Here is a 15,486-nt window from a genome sequence, read left to right on the forward strand (position 1 = left end):
CGGTGCGCGAGTCCCGTCCAGACACGGTCCTGATCGAAACCCCTCCCAGCCTCTGGGAGCGGGCGATCTGCGTCGTCATCATCGCCATGATGACCGGGGCCCTGATCGGGCCGGTGTTCGCGCCGCTGCAGGAAGAGACGCCGGTGCTGCGGCTGGTTTGGCTGCCGGCCTATGCGGCGATCTTCGGCCTGGTGCTGTTTCGCATCGAGCGGCTGTGGCGGGCGTGGCCCGCAGCGATCGCGGTGGCGCTGCTGGTCGGGCTGACCTTCGCCTCGCGCTACTGGTCGATCGATTTCGAGACGACCAGCCGGCGGGTCATCGCCCTGGCGATCAGCGGCGTGTTCGCCCTCTATCTCGGCGCGGTGTTCCGGGGGCCGCACCTGCCGCGGCTGCTGATGCACACGGCGCTGCTGATGGCGGTGGGCAGCCTGGTCATGGTCTTCGCCTTTCCCTCGATCGGCGTGCACCAGTACGACAACGCCGGCCTGTGGCGCGGGCTCTGGTACGAGAAGAACCAGATGGGGGCGGTGATGGTGATCGGGGCCACGGCCTCGGCCGCCTGCCTGGCCTCGCCCGACCCGCGCCGGCTGCTGCCCGCCATCGCCCTGGGGCTGTCGTCGATCCTCGTGCTGGCGACCCAGTCCAAGACCTCGCTGCTGTGTCTGATGATCGGGCTGGCCTTCGTGGGTGGCTTCTGGTCGCTGCGGCGCGGGGGACCGGTCTTCAGCGTCGTGGCGATCTGGCTTGCCGTGGTGCTGGCCGGGACCGGGCTGTGGGTCTGGGAGACCCATTCGGTGGCGGTGCTTGAGGCGCTCGGCAAGGATCCGTCGCTGACCGGGCGCACCGAAATCTGGGACGCCCTGATGCGCAAGGTCGCCGACAAGCCGTGGACCGGTTACGGCTACGGCGCCTTCTGGGGCCGCGCGGGCGAGTCCGTGCCCGCCGACTGGGTCCGCAAGGAGACCCAGTGGCCGGTGCCGAACGCCCACAACGGCTGGATCGACCTGCTGGTGCAGCTGGGCTGGCCGGGGGCGATCCTGGTCGGGACGCTGATGGCGGCGACAGCGGTGATCACGGTGCTGCGCTCGATGGGCCAGGGCGTGCGCGAAGGCTGGTGGGCGCTAGGCTTCCTGGCCGCCTTCTTCGTGCTGAGCCTGTCAGAATCCATACTGCTGGCCCACCAGGGTCTGCCGTGGGTGCTGTTCATGGCGGTGCTGACCCGGGCCATCCTGCCCTCGCCGGCGCCAAGCCCTGTCCCGCTTGTGGAGAAGCGCCGCGGGGCCTACCAGACCGGCTCCCGAATCGCCGCACAGTATCCGCATGGGCCAGTCCGCCGACCTCCTTTCGCTGTTTGACGAAGAACCGACGCAGCCGCGCCCGGGCGAGCCCCCCGTCGCGCCCGTTCCCGCGCCCGTCCCGGCCGTAGAGCCCGCCCTGACGCCTCAGGCCGTGGCGCCGAAGCCCGAACCGGCCGCGAAGCTGGCGGACCATGCCTCTTCCGCCCCGCTGGCGGCGGCGACCGGCTATTCGGCCTCGTCGATCGAGGTGCTGGAGGGGCTGGAGCCGGTCCGCAAGCGGCCGGGCATGTATATCGGCGGCACCGACGAGCGGGCCCTGCACCATCTGTTCGCCGAAGTGCTCGACAACGCCATGGACGAGGCGGTCGCCAAGCACGCCAGGCTGATCACCGTCGATCTCGACGCCGACGGCTGGTTGTCGGTGCGCGACGACGGCCGCGGCATCCCGGTCGACCCGCACCCCAAACACCCCGGCAAGTCGGCGCTGGAAGTGGTGATGACCGTGCTGCACTCGGGCGGCAAGTTTTCCGGCAAGGCCTATGAAACCTCGGGCGGTTTGCACGGCGTCGGCGTCTCGGTCGTCAACGCCCTGAGCGAGAAGCTCGAGGTCACCGTGTGGCGCGACGGATTCGAGTGGAAGCAGGCTTTCAGCCGCGGCCTGCCGCTGGGCTCCATCGTTCAGGTCCAGCCGTCGAAGAAGAAGGGCACCCTGATCCGGTTCAAACCGGACGAGGAAATCTTCGGCGTCGGCGCGGCGTTCAAGCCCGCCCGCCTGTTCCGCATGGCCCGGTCGAAGGCCTATCTGTTCCGGGGCGTCGAGATCCGCTGGACCTGCGCGGCGGAGCGAATCACCGACCACACCCCGGGCGAGGCGGTGTTCCACTTCCCCAACGGCTTGGCCGACGCCCTGGCCGAGCGGATCGGCGAACTCGAGACCGTGACGCCGGCCTTTTCCGGCCGGGTCGAGCGCAAGGGCGAGGCGGGCGCGGTCGAGTGGGCGGTGACCTGGAGCCCGATCGGCTTCGGCGAGTCCGACGGTTTCGTCCAATCCTACTGCAACACCGTCTCGACCCCCGACGGAGGCACGCACGAGGCGGGCTTCCGGGCGGCGCTGGTCAAGGGGCTGAAGGCCTACGGCGAACTGACCAACGAGAAGCGCGCCGGGCTGATCACGGCCGAGGACGTCATCGCCAACGCCGGGGCGCTGATCTCGGTGTTCATCCGCAATCCCGAGTTCCAGGGCCAGACCAAGGACAGGCTGTCGTCGCCCGAGGGCGCGCGGCTGGTCGAGCAGCTGATGCGCGATCCGCTGGACCACTGGCTGACCGAGAGCCCCAAACAGGCCAACACCCTGCTGGGCTTCGTCATCGACCGGGCCGAGGACCGCCTGAAACGCCGCAAGGACAAGGAGGTCCAGCGCGCCGCCGCGACGCGCAAGCTGCGCCTGCCCGGCAAGCTGTCGGACTGTTCGCGCCAGACCGCCGAAGGCACGGAGTTGTTCATCGTCGAGGGCGACTCGGCCGGCGGCTCGGCCAAGCAGGCGCGCGACCGCACCACCCAGGCCATCCTGCCCCTGCGCGGCAAGATCCTGAACGTGGCGTCGGCGACGGCGGACAAGCTGCGCCAGAACATCGAACTGTCCGACCTGGCGCTGGCTCTGGGCGTGCAGCCCGGCAGCCGGTTCAACATCGAGGACCTGCGCTACGAGCGGATCGTCATCATGACCGACGCCGACGTGGACGGGGCGCACATCGCGGCGCTGCTGATCACCTTCTTCTACCGCTCGATGCCCGAGACGATCCGTCAGGGGCGGCTGTTCATGGCCCTGCCCCCGCTCTACCGGATCAGCGCCGGACCGCTGTCGGAATACGCCCGCGACGATGCCCACCGCGACGAACTGCTGGCCACGGTGTTCAAGGGCAAGAAAGTCGAGATCGGCCGCTTCAAGGGTCTCGGCGAGATGATGGCCTCCCAGCTCAAGGAGACCACCATGGACCCGAAGAAGCGCACCCTCGCGCGGGTCACGGTGCCGGCCTCCGAGGAGGAGATCGAGGATCTGGTCGAGCGGCTGATGGGCAAGAAGGCCGAGGCCCGCTACCAGTTCATCCAGGACAACGCGCGGTTCGTGGTGGACGAACTGGACGTGTGATCAGGGACAGGTCGTCGGCTCGCCGTAGCGGGTGACTTCCCCATGCGTCTCGTCGCCATCGAGATGCAGCACCGTCATCCGGTCGTATTCGCACTCCGGCATGTCGGCCGCTTCTGCGTAGCCGAGGGCGCGCGCGATCAGGGGCACGGTGTTGCTGTGGCCGACGATCAGGATGGTGGCGTCTTCCGGCAGGGCCCGGACCCGGGCGGCGATGGCCGCGGCGTGGGCCTCGGCGCCGCCGTCCAGAGACACCGCTTCCGGCGTCGTGGAATGGTAGTCGGCGGTGGGGGCGGCGGTCAGCCCCGTGCGCTGCAGGGGACTGGTCAGGATCACCGAGGGATGGGCGTCGGTCAGGGCGGCGGCCAGCGCCTGCGCCCTCGCCTGCCCGGCCTCGGACAGCACCGGATCGGCGCTGGCGTCGGCCTTCTCGGCGTGGCGGACGATGATGACGGTCTGGGCCATGACGGAGGTCGCGGTCAGCAGCGAGACCGCGGCGGCGAGCAGAAGGCGTTTCATGAAAGGTCCCCGTTTCGGCGCAGACTGACGGGGCGAGCGCCTTCTGTCGAGATCGTCAGTGCTCGGCCCACTCCCCACGCGGCTCCACGAACGCCCGCTCGCCGCTGGCGTCGGCGTAGGTCATGCACAGGTCCTCGAACACCCGCCCCCATGAGAAGCGCTCGACGGCCTTGATCCGGGCGGCGGCGCCGAGGGCCTCGATGTCGCGGGCGAACAGGGCCTCGATGGCGGCCGCGTAGTGAACAGGGTCGGCGCTCTTGGCCAGCTGGCCGACGCTGTCGTCGACGGTCTCCTTCACCCCGCCGGCGTTGACGCCGACGACGGGTCGGCCGCAGGCCATGGCCTCCAGCACGATCAGGCCGAACGGCTCCTTGTCGTTGGCGTGCACGAAGGCGTCGCAGGAGGCGATGATCCGGGCCACGGCCTTGGGATTGGCCTCGTACGGCAGGGAGATGACCCGGTCCTCGGCCGGCAGGCCCGCGCCGGCGCCGACCAGCACCAGATGGTAGGGCGCGCCCAGCCGCTGCACCGCCTCGATCAGCACGTCGATGTTCTTCTCGCGCGCGGGCCGGCCGGCGAAGCACAGCAGGCGGGCCGAGGCCGGCAGGCCCAGCTTCTTCAACAACCAGTCGCGGTCGCGGCGGTCCGGGCGGAAGGTGTCGACCTCGACGCCCAGCGGCTGGATGACGATGTCCCTGATGCCGGCCTCTTCCAGCCGGCGGGCGATGTAGCGGCTGGGCGAGACGACGCGGTCGAACTGGCCGAACAGCCGGGCCCAGCGCTTCTCGACCGGCTTCTTGGCCCATTCGCCGAAGTGGAGCGCGGCGAGGCCGGCGGGGTCGGAGTGGCAGAAGCCGACCACCGGGCAACCGGCGCGCTGGCCGGCCTCGAGAGCGCCCTGCCCCGGCGTATAGGGGTCGCCGGCTTCGATGATGGACGGATTCAGCGAGGCGACCCAGGCGCCCCAGCGGCGCACCGAGGTCGGCCAGCGATAGCCGTCGCCGAACGGCAGCTTGGTGGCGTGAAGCTGTACGACGCCGTCGGAGCCGGCCTTGTGGTGGGCCCCCGGCACCACCAGAGAATGGGCGACGCCGGGACGCTCGGCCTCCAGCCACGCCTTCTTGGACAGCAGGTAGCGTTTCACTCCGCCCGAGCGCGGCGCATAGAGCATGGTGGTGTCGACCAGCCGGGGCCGGTCATCCTCGCCGGCGGCCTTGGTCGCCTTCAGGGTCTCGGCGACCTCCTCGTCCCAGCCGGGGATCAGGCGCAGCTCGCCTTCCTGGACCTCCAGTCCGGCCAGGTTCATCAGTTCCTTCTCCGCGGCGCTGATACCGAGGGGGCCAACGCGCCTGACCCGTTTCTGGATGCGGCGGGCCTTGCGGACCTTGGACATATGCGACTTCACCATCCGCGCGCCGTAGCGCCCGCGACGGCGAAGCTCAAGCGTCATCCGTCGGCGGAGGGTCTTCCGAGGGAACAACGCCCCGCCGCGCCAGGGCTTCGCGGAGCAGCACCTCGACCTGGGCGTTGACCGAGCGCAGCTCGGCGGCGGCCAATCGCTCGACCGCCGCCATCACGCCGGAGGACGCGCGCATCAGGAACGGCTTCCTCTGACGCGCCATCTCAGCCGTACAGGGTGCCGGCGTTGACCACGGGCTGGGCGTCGCGGTCGGCGCACAGCACGACGAGCAGGTTGGAGACCATCGCCGCCTTGCGGTCCTCATCGAGCTCGACGACAGCGCGCTCGCTGAGGTCGACGAGAGCGCTCTCGACCATGCTGACGGCGCCGCGGACGATCAGCCGGCGAGCGGCCAGAACGGCCTCGGCCTGCTGACGGCGCAGCATGGCTCCGGCGATCTCGGGCGCATAGGCCAGGTGCGCCAGCCGCGCCTCGTCCACCGCCACCCCGGCGACGCTGACCCGGCTGACCAGTTCGTCGCGGAGACGGCCGGCGACGTCCTCGGCGTCGGAGCGCAAGGTCATCTCGGGCTCCGCGTCCTCCTCGCCGTGGTCGTAGGCGTAGTGGGAGGCGATGTCGCGCAGGGCGGTGTCGACCTGGATGTTCACGAAGGCCTGATAGTCATCGACGTCGAACAGGGCCTGGGCCGAGTCCTCGACGCGCCAGACCACGTTGGCGGCGATCTCGATCGGGCTGCCGCGCCTGTCGTTCACCTTCAGCTTGTCGCTGGTCAGGTTGCGGACGCGCAGGCTGACCTTCTTGCGGCTGTACCAGGGCAGGACCCAGCGCAGGCCGGTCTTGCGGTCAGTGCCGCGATAGTCGCCGAACAGCAGGATCGCCATGCCCTCGTTGGGCTGCAGCGAATACAGGCCGCAGAGCAGCAGCAGGCCGATCACGGCGGTGACGATTCCGCCGACGACGAGGAACGCATTGTCGGGATCCTGCGCCACGAGGACGGGGCCGCCGACGAGCAGCAGCAGGCCGACGAGCAGCATCACCAAGCCGTTGGCGGTGGACGCCGGGCGCTCGGTGGATTTTGAGTGGGTCGTGGTCATCAGTCCCTCCTGATTCGATATGAAAGTGATATCACTTTGATACCGATCCGTGCAATAGCCCCGCTTCCCGCCGGGCCCGGAGCGTCGCCTTCGGCCTTGCATTCGCCTCAAATTCGAGAAACTTGAGGCAGGCTGGCGTGGTCCCTGTTAGAGGGTCGCCGGCGTCTCTGCGCGTGTCGTCCACAGGGGTTCTTCTGAATGCGTATCATGCTCGCGACCGCCGTGGCGATCGCTCCCCTGTTGGCGGCGTCCGGCGCCATGGCCGAAGTTGTGATCTCGACGACCCGTACGGCGCGGATCACCACCGCCAATGCGACCGGCAGCGGCCCGGACGACATTCGCATCGCTTCCGGCGGCCTGATTTCGGTCAACACCGGCGCGGCCGTCACCGTGAATTCGAGCAATTATTTCGACATCGACAGCGGTGGCGGGATCAGCATGGTCAACGCCGCGAACGGCGCCACCGGCGTGCTGATCAACGGGGGCAACACCGCGAACGTCACCATCGGCGGCACCATCACGGTGCTGGACGACATCGTCGCCGAAACGGACGTGGACACCGACAATGACGGCGACGGCGACGGCCCGTTCGCCCACGGATCGGGCCGTTATGGCGTGCGGTTGGCCGGCGCCGCGCCGTTGACGGGCAACATCGTCATCGAAAGCGGATCGACGATCGCCGTCGACGGCGACAACTCCTACGGCATCTCGCTGGAAGCGCCGCTGGCGGGCAATTTCAACGTCTTCGGCACGGTCAATATGGTCGGGTCCGACAGCTACGGCGTCCGGGTGACAGGCGACGTCAGCGGAGATGTGTGGCTGGGCGGCGCCGTCACCGCGCGCGGTGAAAATTCGGCCGCGGCGTCGCTCGAGGGCGACATCGGAGGGGGCCTGGTGGTCCAGTCCTCCATCACGGCGACCGGCTATCGCTTCACCACGCGTCCGAATGACCGCCCCGAAGGCTTCGAGGAGAATTCGGACAACGACGAGGGACTTCTGTTCCTGGACGAACTCGATGCAGACGACCTCCTGCAGGGCGGGGCCGGTCTCAGCATCCAGGGGAACATCGGGGGCGGGGTCCTGCTGGACCGCGCACCCGCCTACTCAAGCGCGGGGTCCGAGGGCGACGACGACGGCGACGGCGTCAAGAACGGCGACGAGGACGACGACGGCGACGGCACCGTCAACCGGACCGACACCGACCGGGACGGCGACGGCCAGCTCGACAGCACGGAAACCACCGCCGTGGTGAACGTCTTCGGTTCCGCCCCCGCGATCGAGGTCGGTTCGGCGACGCAGTCCATCGCGCTCGGCGCGGTGGGGACCGGCGGCGACGCCTACGGCTTTATCAACCGCGGGAACGTCACGGCGCAGGGCGTCTATGACGGCGTCGACGCCAACGGCCTCGTCATCGGCGGCAACGCCGGGCAGACCGTCGACATCGCCGGCGGCGTGCGGAACGACGGCGCGATCGTCGCCCTGGCCTTCGACGCCGACGCGACGGCGATCCGTTTCGGCGAGGGGGTGACCGCTCCGACCCTGATCAACACCAACGCCGTCACGGCGGGGGCGAGCAGCGACGTGGCGGCGACGGTCACGGCGATCCGCATCGACGCGGGCGCCACCGTCAACAGCCTGGTCAACAGCGGACCGATCCTGGCCAGTTCCGGCGGCGGCGTGGCCAACACCTTCGCCATCCAGGACCTCAGCGGCACCCTGACCTCGATCACGAACAACCGGTCGATCCAGGCCACGGTCAACGCCAATGAGGACAACGATCCGATCACCGGCGTCGGCACCGCCATCGACGTCAGGGCCAACACGACCGGGGTCACGCTGCTGCAGGACGGGATCGCCGGCACGCCGACGACCGGCAATCCGGATTCCGATGGCGACGGCGTGCCGGATAACAGCGAACCCAACATCGTCGGCGCTATCCTTCTCGGCAGCGGCGCGGACACCCTGGACATCCGCAACGGCGTGGTGCTGGGCGACATCGCCTTCGGCGACGGCGCCGACAGCCTGACGATCACGGGCGGAGCCGCCGTGCGCGGGGCCTTGTCCGATACGGACGGCGCGCTGGATATCGACGTCGTCAACGGCTCGCTGCAGGCGGGCCAGACGACCGCGGTGAACGTCTCCAACCTGAACGTCGGCGCAGACGGCGACCTGGTCGTGACCGTCGACCCGGCCAACAGCAGCTCGGGCTATTTCAACGTCAGCGGCACAGCCACGCTCGCGGATGGCGCGGGACTGGGCGTGCAGTTCACCTCCCTGCTGCAGGCGCCGGAACGATTCACCCTGATCGACGCGGCGACCCTGAACTTCGGCGACATCGACTTCAGTTCGCTCGAGGAGAATTCGCCGTACCTGTACAGGGTCGAGGCGGGCGCCGACCTCGCCGCGGGCCAGGTGTTCGCCGATGTGCGCCGCCGCACCGCCGAAGAAGCCGAACTGATCGCGGCCGAAGCCTCGATGTACGACGCCTTCTACGGCGCTATCAGCGCCGATGGAGCCACGGCCCTTCGCAACGCCTTCCTGGCGCAGACCGGGCGCGAAGAGTTCGTGAACCTGTATGAGCAGCTGTTGCCCGAGCATTCCGGCGGCCCGCTGCTGTCGCTGGCCTCGGGCGTCGACGCCGTCACCCGCGCCCTGACCGGCCGTAACGCCTCGGCGGCGCCGGGCGAAACGAGCGCTTGGGTGCAGGAGATCAACTTCTACGCCGACAAGGACAAGACCGACACCTACGGCTTCCGCTCAGAGGGCTTCGGCGTCGCCGGCGGGGTCGAGCGCGGCACCGGCCTCGGCGCTGTCGGCCTGACCGCCGCCTTCACCTCATCCGACCTGGAGGACCCCGAGTCCGAGGCCGAGGAGGTTCTGTCGGCCAATCTGCTGGAACTCGGCCTCTACTGGCGCGCCCAGGGACAGCACTGGACGACCTGGGCCCGGGCGGCTGGCGGCTACGCCAGCTTCAGTTCCGAGCGCCGCTTCGTCGGAGCCGGCCTGAACCTGTCCAACGAGTCCGACTGGAACGGCTTCACCCTCGCCGCGGCGGGCGGCCTGTCCTACGAGCGCGAGTTCGGCCGCTTCACCATCCGTCCCGAGGCCTACGTCGAATACTTCTCGCTCAGCGAGGACGGCCACGTCGAGGAAGGCGGGGGCGACGGGTTCGACCTGGAGATCGACGATCGCGACGGCCACATGTTCTCGGCCACCACGGCGATCAACTTCGGCATGAAGATGGGCCAGGACGACTGGCTGCGGCCGGAACTCCGGGTCGGCTGGCGTCAGAACATCTCGGTCGATCCGGGCGAGACCATCGCCCGCTTCCGCTCGGGCGGCGGCGACTTCACCCTGACTCCGGACACCATCGAAGGCGGCGGACCGATCCTGGGCTTCCGTCTCAACGTCGGCAACGAACTGGGCATGCTGTCGGTCAGCGCCGACGCGGAGATGATCGACGACTACGTGCGCTACATGCTGTTCCTGCGGGCCAGTTTCCGGTTCTAGGACGGACGCACGGGCGGACGGGCGGCTAGCTCAGCTGGTCAGAGCACCTCGTTTACACCGAGGGGGTCGGGGGTTCGAACCCCTCGCCGCCCACCACCCGCTCGCGGTCAGGCGCCGTTCACCATTGATCCGTCAAGATGCGGCGTCGGGAGAGTCTCAGATGAAATCCATGTTCGCACGCAGCGCCGCTCTGGCCGCCATCATCGGCGGAGCCTTGATGCTGCAGGGGTGCCTGGTCGGGGCCGTGGTCGGCACGGCCGGCGCTGTGGTCGGCGGGACGGCCAAGGCGACCGGAGCCGTCGTCGGGGCGGGCGTCGATGCGGTGACGACCTCCGATGAGGAGACGCGGGCCAAGCGCGAGCGCGAACAGCGCGACTACGAGCGCGAGCAGCGCCGCTGCGAACAGCGCCAACGCCAGGGCCGCGACTGCTAGAGGTCCTTCTCGACCGCCCAGTTGTGGATCGGCACGTCCGCGACCTCGAAGTCGCGGCGGCCCGTCACCGAAAATCCGAGCCGTTCGAAGACCGGCCGCGCCGTCTCGCTGGCCTCGGCGTACAGCCGGACCGCGCCCGACAGGGGCGCCAGGGCCTCGGCCGTCTCCAGCAGGGTGCGGGCGACGCCCCGGCCCGTCGCGGCCGGCGCGACATAGAGCAGGTCGATGTGGCCGTCGGCCTCGACGTCGATGAAGCCCGCGACGATTTCCGCCACCGCCACCAGCCGGGTCCGGCCATCGGCCATCCGGTCCGTCAGGCTTTCCGCCGAGGGGGTCAGGGACGCCCACGCCTCGATCTGGGCCGGCGAATAGTCCCGCGCGCCGAGCGTCCGCACCGACGCCTCATACAGGGCGGAGAGGGCTTCGGAATCACCCGGGCCCCACGGCCGGACGGAAAGGTCGTCGCTCACAGCGTCAGCACACAGCACTCGTGGATGGTCGGGCGGGAGACCGTGATGCGGCTGAGTCCGGGCCATTCCGGCTTGAGCCGATCAGCGAACCACAGGCACAGGTGCTCCAGCGTCGGCAGCTCCAGCCCCGGCTTGTCGTTGAGCAGGCCGTGATCCAGCTCCTCGGCCGCCGCCTTCAGGGCCCGGTCCAGCGCGCCCAGATCGGCGACCCAGCCATGACCGTCCAGAGCCTCGCCGCGCACCGTGGCCTCGACCGAGAACGAATGGCCGTGCATGCGCCGGTACGGGCTGCCGTCGGGCTCGTTCGGGAAGTGGTGGGCCGCGTCGAACGTGGCCGCCTTGGTGATCTCGAAAACGCTCATCTTACGCCGATGTATTTGTGGGTCTGGACGCTGAGCCGCCATTTGGGGTGCGTCAGGCAATAGTCGATGGCCGCGGCGGTGTTGGCGGCCTGGTCCGGACCGTCCATGGGCTGGAGCCAGAAGCGTTCGAACGGCAGATGCTCGAACCGGTCGGGCATGGCCGTGGGCTGCGGGAAGACCAGTTTCAGTTCCTGGCCCGTCGTCTGGACGACCGGCGCCTCGGCCTTGGGACTGACGCAGATCCAGTCGATCCCGTCGGGCGCGGCGAGCGTGCCGTTGGATTCAATGGCGATCTCGAAGCCGCGGGCATGCAGGGCCTCGATTAGCGGCGCATCCAGCTGCAGCAGCGGCTCGCCGCCGGTGCAGACGACCAGTTTCGGGTCCCCTGCCCGGCCCCGCCACATCGCCGCGACATGGTCGGCCAGGGCGGCCGGAGTCGTGAACTTGCCGCCGCCGTCGCCGTCGGTCCCGACGAAATCGGTGTCGCAGAAATTGCAGATCGCGGCGGCGCGGTCCCGCTCCAGTCCGTTCCACAGATTGCAGCCGGCGAAGCGCAGGAAGACGGCCGGACGCCCGGCCTGCCCGCCTTCGCCCTGCACCGTCAGGAAGACCTCCTTGGCGGAATAGGTCATGGCCGCGCCACCCATTCGCCATAGCCGCGGGCGCGCAGCTCGCAGGCCGGGCAGTCGCCGCAGCCATAGCCCCAGCCGAACCGGATTCCGCGGTCGCCGCGGTAGCAGGTGTGGCTGTCCTCGACGATCAGGTCGATCAGGGGCTGGCCGCCGATCTGCTCGGCCATCTCCCAGGTCTGGGCCTTGGTCAGGGCCATCAGCGGCGTCTCGATGACGACCGGCTTGTCCAGCCCGAGGCTGAGCGCGCGGGCCATGGCGTCGATCGTGTCGCGCCGGCAATCGGGGTAGCCCGAAAAGTCCGTCTCGCACATGCCGCCGACGAGCACGTCAAGCCCGCGCCGATCCGCCAGGGCGGCGGCGACGGTCAGGAACACCAGGTTGCGGCCCGGCACGAAGGTGGTGGGCAGGCCCCGGGCGTCCAGTTCGATGGCCCGCTCGCTGGTCAGGGCGCTCTCGGCGATCTTGCCATAGCCGGTCAGGTCGACGACGTGATCCGGGCCCAGCCGGCCCGCGAACTGCGGCAGCACCCGCGCCATGCCGTCGCGAACCTCCAGCCGCGCCTGCATCTCGACCGCGTGGCGCTGGCCATAGTCGAAGCCGACCGTCTCGACCCGCTCGAAACGCGCCAGCGCCCACGCCAGGCAGGTGGCGCTGTCCTGCCCTCCGGAGAACAGGACGAGAGCGGAGTTTGCAGGATTTTGCAGTGAATCGCTCATGACAAACCTGCGGTCGGCCGGTCGGCCGCGCGCATGGACAGGGGGGTGATGGGCCGCTGAGAGTACGGGCCGGCCTTCTACACCAGCCCGGACGCCGGAGCAAAAGCGACGCAAAATTGACCACCTCCGCCTTAACGCTTCCGCAAATGGTTAGCGCCAATGTCCGCCGGTCGCAGTGGAGTGCCGGTGAGTATGCCGACCATTGAAGTTCTCACCGAGCGCGCCGAGGCGGTGTCGCCCCGAACGCTCGGAAGCGAGGTGTTCGCCCGCTTCGAGAGCGAACCCGACACCCTCGTCATCGCTGTCGTCGACGGCCACCGCCCGGTCGGCCTGATCGAGCGCAACACCTTCCTGCTGAAGATCGCCGGCGCGTTCGGCCACGCTCTCTACGCCAAACGCCCGATCATTCACCTGATGGATCCGGAGCCGGCGATCGTCGAGGCGGGCGTGGCCATCGACACCTTCTGCGACGCCCTGCTGAAGAGCGGACCCGGCGCGCTGATGCGCGGCTTCATCGTCACCCGGAACGGCCGCTACCATGGCGTTGGAACGGCCGTGTCCCTGCTGCAGGCGGTCAACGAACAGCAGCGCAGCCAGAATACCCAGCTGACCGAACAGGCGCGGGAACTGAGCGACACCCGCACCCAGGCCCTGATGTCGGCGCGCGCCAAGAGCCAGTTCCTGGCCATCATGAGCCATGAGCTGCGCACGCCGATGAACGGCGTGCTCGCGGTGGCCGAACTGTTGCGTCGCCAGCCGCTGAACGCGCAGGCGCACGCCCATGTGACCACGATCGTGGAATCCTCCGAGACCCTGCTGCGCATCCTGCAGGACGCGCTGGACCTGTCGCGGGCCGAAGCCGGCGAACTGGAACTGCACATCGAGCCGACGCCGCTGCGGGCCCTGATGGACGACATCCAGGCCATGTGGGCGCCGCGGGCCTCGCAGGACAACGTCTCACTGATGGTCGGTTACGAGGGCGACACCGAACTGGCCGCCGTGATCGACAGCGCGCGCCTGAAGCAGGTGTTCAACAACCTGATCGGCAACGCCCTGAAATTCGCCCGCAACGGCGTGGTGGAAGCCAGTCTGAAGGCCGTGGCCACCGGCGACCACATCCGGCTCGAGGCGCGCATCCGCGACGACGGCCCGGGCGTCGACGCCGACCGCGTGGACGCGATCTTCGAACCGTTCGTGCACGGGGCCGGGCCGGACGGCGCGGGCCTCGGCCTGTCGATTTGCCGGCAGATCGTCCACCGCATGGGCGGTCGTATCTGGGCCGAGAACAATCCCGGGCGCGGCGCGACCTTCGCCTTCGATCTCGAGGTGGAACGCACCCGGGTGGAGGCCGCGACGGCGTCGAACATCCAGTCACTGTCCGATCTGGAGATGACCAGCACGCCGCACATCCTGATCGTCGACGACAACGCCACCAACCGGGTCGTCGCCCAGGCCCTGTGCGAAATGTTCGGCTGCACCTCCGAGACCGCCGAGGACGGCGTGGAGGCGCTGGAGGCCGTGCAGGAGCGCCAGTTCGATCTGGTGCTGATGGACATCAAGATGCCGCGCATGGACGGCGTGCAGGCGACGCAGGCGATCCGCGCCCTGGACGGCCCGGTCAGCGCCATTCCGATCGTGGCCCTGACCGCCAACGCCGATCCCGACGACGCGAAGAAATACATCGCCAGCGGCATGGCGGCCGTGGTCGAGAAGCCGATCAAGCCCGAACGGCTGCGGATGGCCATGAACACGGCGCTGGGACAAGTTGCAGCCCCGGCCGAAGCCCCCGCCAAGGGCCGGTCGCGCTCGGCGGCTTAGCTCGCTTCGTCGGCCGGCGCCTCCTCGTCCTCCTCGTCATAGCCGACCAGCCGCAGGGCCCGGGCCGCCTGGCCGTTCAGCTCACACCAGCGCAGCAGCCCCTCCTCGCGGCCGTGGGTGATCCAGACCTCTTCCGGCCGGAGTTCGGAGAAAGTGGCGGTCAGCTCGGGCCAGTCGGCGTGGTCCGACAGCACCAGCGGCAGTTCGACGCCCCGTTGCCGCGCCCGCGCCCGGACGCCCATCCAGCCCGAGGCGAAGGCCAGCACCGGATCGGCGAAGCGGCGGGCCCAGCGATCCTGAGTGGCTGACGGCGGGGCGATCACCACCTCCCCGCCCAGGGCGTTCGGCTTCAGGCCCGTGGCCGGCGACAGCGGGCCCAGATCGACGCCCTCCCGCTCATAGAGGCGGTTCAGCCGGTCGAGAGCGCCGTGGACGTAGATCGGCCGCTCCCAGCCGGCCTCGCGCAGCAGGCGGATGACCCGCTGCGCCTTGCCGAGCGCATAGGCCCCGACCAGATGGGCCCGCTCGGGGAACTGCCGCAGGGAGTGCACCAGGCGGCCGATCTCCTCGCCGTCCGGCGGATGGGTGAAGACCGGCAAACCAAAGGTCGCCTCGGAGATGAACACGTCGCAGGGCACGGGCTCGAACGGAGCGCACGTCGGGTCGCGGCGGCGCTTGTAGTCGCCCGACACGACCATGGTCGCGCCTTTCCAGCGGATCACCGCCTGGGCCGACCCGAGCACGTGGCCGGCCGGGACGAGGGTCACCTCCACCCCGTTGTGCGACGCTGGCTCCCCATAGGCGGCCGGCTGTTCGCGCCCGGCGAACCCTGTGCCGTAGCGCTCGGCCATGATGGCGAGGGTCTGCGGCGTCGCCAACACGGCGCCGTGCCCCGCTCGCGCGTGGTCCGAATGGCCGTGGGTGATCACCGCCCGGTCCACCGGCCGCACCGGATCGACGTAGAAGTCGCCCGGCGGGCAGTACAGGCCGGCCGGCGTCGGCCTGAGCAGGTCCTCGAAGCGGATCATGGGTCGGATATGGGTCCTCGTGACCGGGCAGGAACGCGCG

At 69.4% G+C, this 15,486-nt stretch carries 14 protein-coding genes and 1 tRNA gene; 6 read left to right on the top strand and 9 right to left on the bottom strand.

Going from position 1 to position 15,486, the window contains the following annotated elements; genetic code table 11:
• The first annotated feature begins 2 nt into the window (after positions 1–2).
• Positions 3–1,355: an O-antigen ligase family protein gene (locus ACSQ1L_RS04225; protein WP_435992248.1), complete on the top strand. Its 1,353-nt coding sequence runs from the start codon at positions 3–5 to the stop codon at positions 1,353–1,355.
• The gene (gene parE / locus ACSQ1L_RS04230; protein ID WP_435992250.1) at positions 1,321–3,447 is read left to right on the top strand and encodes a DNA topoisomerase IV subunit B; all 2,127 of its coding nucleotides are present in this window, start codon (positions 1,321–1,323) and stop codon (positions 3,445–3,447) included. The genes ACSQ1L_RS04225 and parE overlap by 35 nt, the downstream gene beginning before the upstream one ends.
• Here parE and ACSQ1L_RS04235 read toward each other — a convergent pair whose 3' ends face one another.
• The 4 genes from ACSQ1L_RS04235 to ACSQ1L_RS04250 all read right to left on the bottom strand — a co-directional run bounded on the left by ACSQ1L_RS04235 (position 3,448) and on the right by ACSQ1L_RS04250 (position 6,477).
• Positions 3,448–3,963 (bottom strand): histidine phosphatase family protein, encoded by a 516-nt coding sequence (locus ACSQ1L_RS04235; RefSeq protein ID WP_435992252.1) that lies wholly within the window; start codon positions 3,961–3,963, stop codon positions 3,448–3,450.
• A gap of 55 nt (positions 3,964–4,018) precedes the next feature.
• Positions 4,019–5,269, bottom strand: a complete 1,251-nt coding sequence (locus ACSQ1L_RS04240) for a glycosyltransferase (protein WP_435992513.1) — start codon at positions 5,267–5,269, stop codon at positions 4,019–4,021.
• 133 nt (positions 5,270–5,402) lie between these two features.
• Entirely contained in the window at positions 5,403–5,558 is a 156-nt protein-coding gene (locus tag ACSQ1L_RS04245; RefSeq protein WP_435992254.1) for a hypothetical protein, read from the bottom strand.
• 28 nt (positions 5,559–5,586) lie between these two features.
• Positions 5,587–6,477, bottom strand: coding sequence for an SPFH domain-containing protein (locus tag ACSQ1L_RS04250; RefSeq protein ID WP_435992256.1), 891 nt, complete (start codon positions 6,475–6,477; stop codon positions 5,587–5,589).
• Positions 6,478–6,675: 198 nt separating this feature from the next.
• Between ACSQ1L_RS04250 and ACSQ1L_RS04255 the strand changes: the two genes are divergently transcribed.
• The 3 genes from ACSQ1L_RS04255 to ACSQ1L_RS04265 all read left to right on the top strand — a co-directional run bounded on the left by ACSQ1L_RS04255 (position 6,676) and on the right by ACSQ1L_RS04265 (position 10,420).
• Positions 6,676–9,987 carry an autotransporter outer membrane beta-barrel domain-containing protein gene (locus tag ACSQ1L_RS04255; protein ID WP_435992258.1) on the top strand — a complete coding sequence of 1,104 codons (3,312 nt, stop codon included), beginning with the start codon at positions 6,676–6,678 and terminating at the stop codon, positions 9,985–9,987.
• Positions 9,988–10,006: 19 nt separating this feature from the next.
• Positions 10,007–10,083 (top strand) — tRNA-Val (locus tag ACSQ1L_RS04260).
• Between the two features lie 64 nt (positions 10,084–10,147).
• Positions 10,148–10,420: a hypothetical protein gene (locus tag ACSQ1L_RS04265; protein ID WP_435992260.1), complete on the top strand. Its 273-nt coding sequence runs from the start codon at positions 10,148–10,150 to the stop codon at positions 10,418–10,420.
• On the opposite strand, the gene ACSQ1L_RS04270 is transcribed toward ACSQ1L_RS04265, so the two are convergent.
• The 4 genes from ACSQ1L_RS04270 to queC are packed head-to-tail and all read right to left on the bottom strand — an operon-like array spanning position 10,417 to position 12,600.
• Positions 10,417–10,890 carry a GNAT family N-acetyltransferase gene (locus tag ACSQ1L_RS04270; RefSeq protein WP_435992262.1) on the bottom strand — a complete coding sequence of 158 codons (474 nt, stop codon included), beginning with the start codon at positions 10,888–10,890 and terminating at the stop codon, positions 10,417–10,419. The two genes, ACSQ1L_RS04265 and ACSQ1L_RS04270, sit on opposite strands and share 4 nt — an antisense overlap.
• Positions 10,887–11,252: a 6-pyruvoyl trahydropterin synthase family protein gene (locus tag ACSQ1L_RS04275; RefSeq protein ID WP_435992264.1), complete on the bottom strand. Its 366-nt coding sequence runs from the start codon at positions 11,250–11,252 to the stop codon at positions 10,887–10,889. The genes ACSQ1L_RS04270 and ACSQ1L_RS04275 overlap by 4 nt, the downstream gene beginning before the upstream one ends.
• On the bottom strand, positions 11,249–11,884 hold the full coding sequence (gene queE / locus ACSQ1L_RS04280; RefSeq protein WP_435992266.1) for a 7-carboxy-7-deazaguanine synthase: 636 nt from the start codon (positions 11,882–11,884) through the stop codon (positions 11,249–11,251). Before queE ends, ACSQ1L_RS04275 begins: the two co-directional genes overlap by 4 nt.
• The gene (gene queC, locus ACSQ1L_RS04285) at positions 11,881–12,600 is read right to left on the bottom strand and encodes a 7-cyano-7-deazaguanine synthase QueC (RefSeq protein WP_435992268.1); all 720 of its coding nucleotides are present in this window, start codon (positions 12,598–12,600) and stop codon (positions 11,881–11,883) included. Before queC ends, queE begins: the two co-directional genes overlap by 4 nt.
• Positions 12,601–12,792: 192 nt before the next feature.
• Here queC and ACSQ1L_RS04290 point away from each other — a divergent pair, with 192 nt between their 5' ends.
• Positions 12,793–14,418: a response regulator gene (locus tag ACSQ1L_RS04290; RefSeq protein ID WP_435992270.1), complete on the top strand. Its 1,626-nt coding sequence runs from the start codon at positions 12,793–12,795 to the stop codon at positions 14,416–14,418.
• Here ACSQ1L_RS04290 and ACSQ1L_RS04295 read toward each other — a convergent pair.
• A complete protein-coding gene (locus ACSQ1L_RS04295) occupies positions 14,415–15,446 on the bottom strand; it encodes a ligase-associated DNA damage response exonuclease (protein ID WP_435992272.1) in 1,032 nt (343 codons plus the stop codon). The two genes, ACSQ1L_RS04290 and ACSQ1L_RS04295, sit on opposite strands and share 4 nt — an antisense overlap.
• Positions 15,447–15,486: the final 40 nt, after the last annotated feature.

It is taken from the genome of Brevundimonas sp. LjRoot202, from assembly GCF_964253355.1.
In the GTDB taxonomy this organism is placed as follows: Bacteria; Pseudomonadota; Alphaproteobacteria; order Caulobacterales; family Caulobacteraceae; genus Brevundimonas.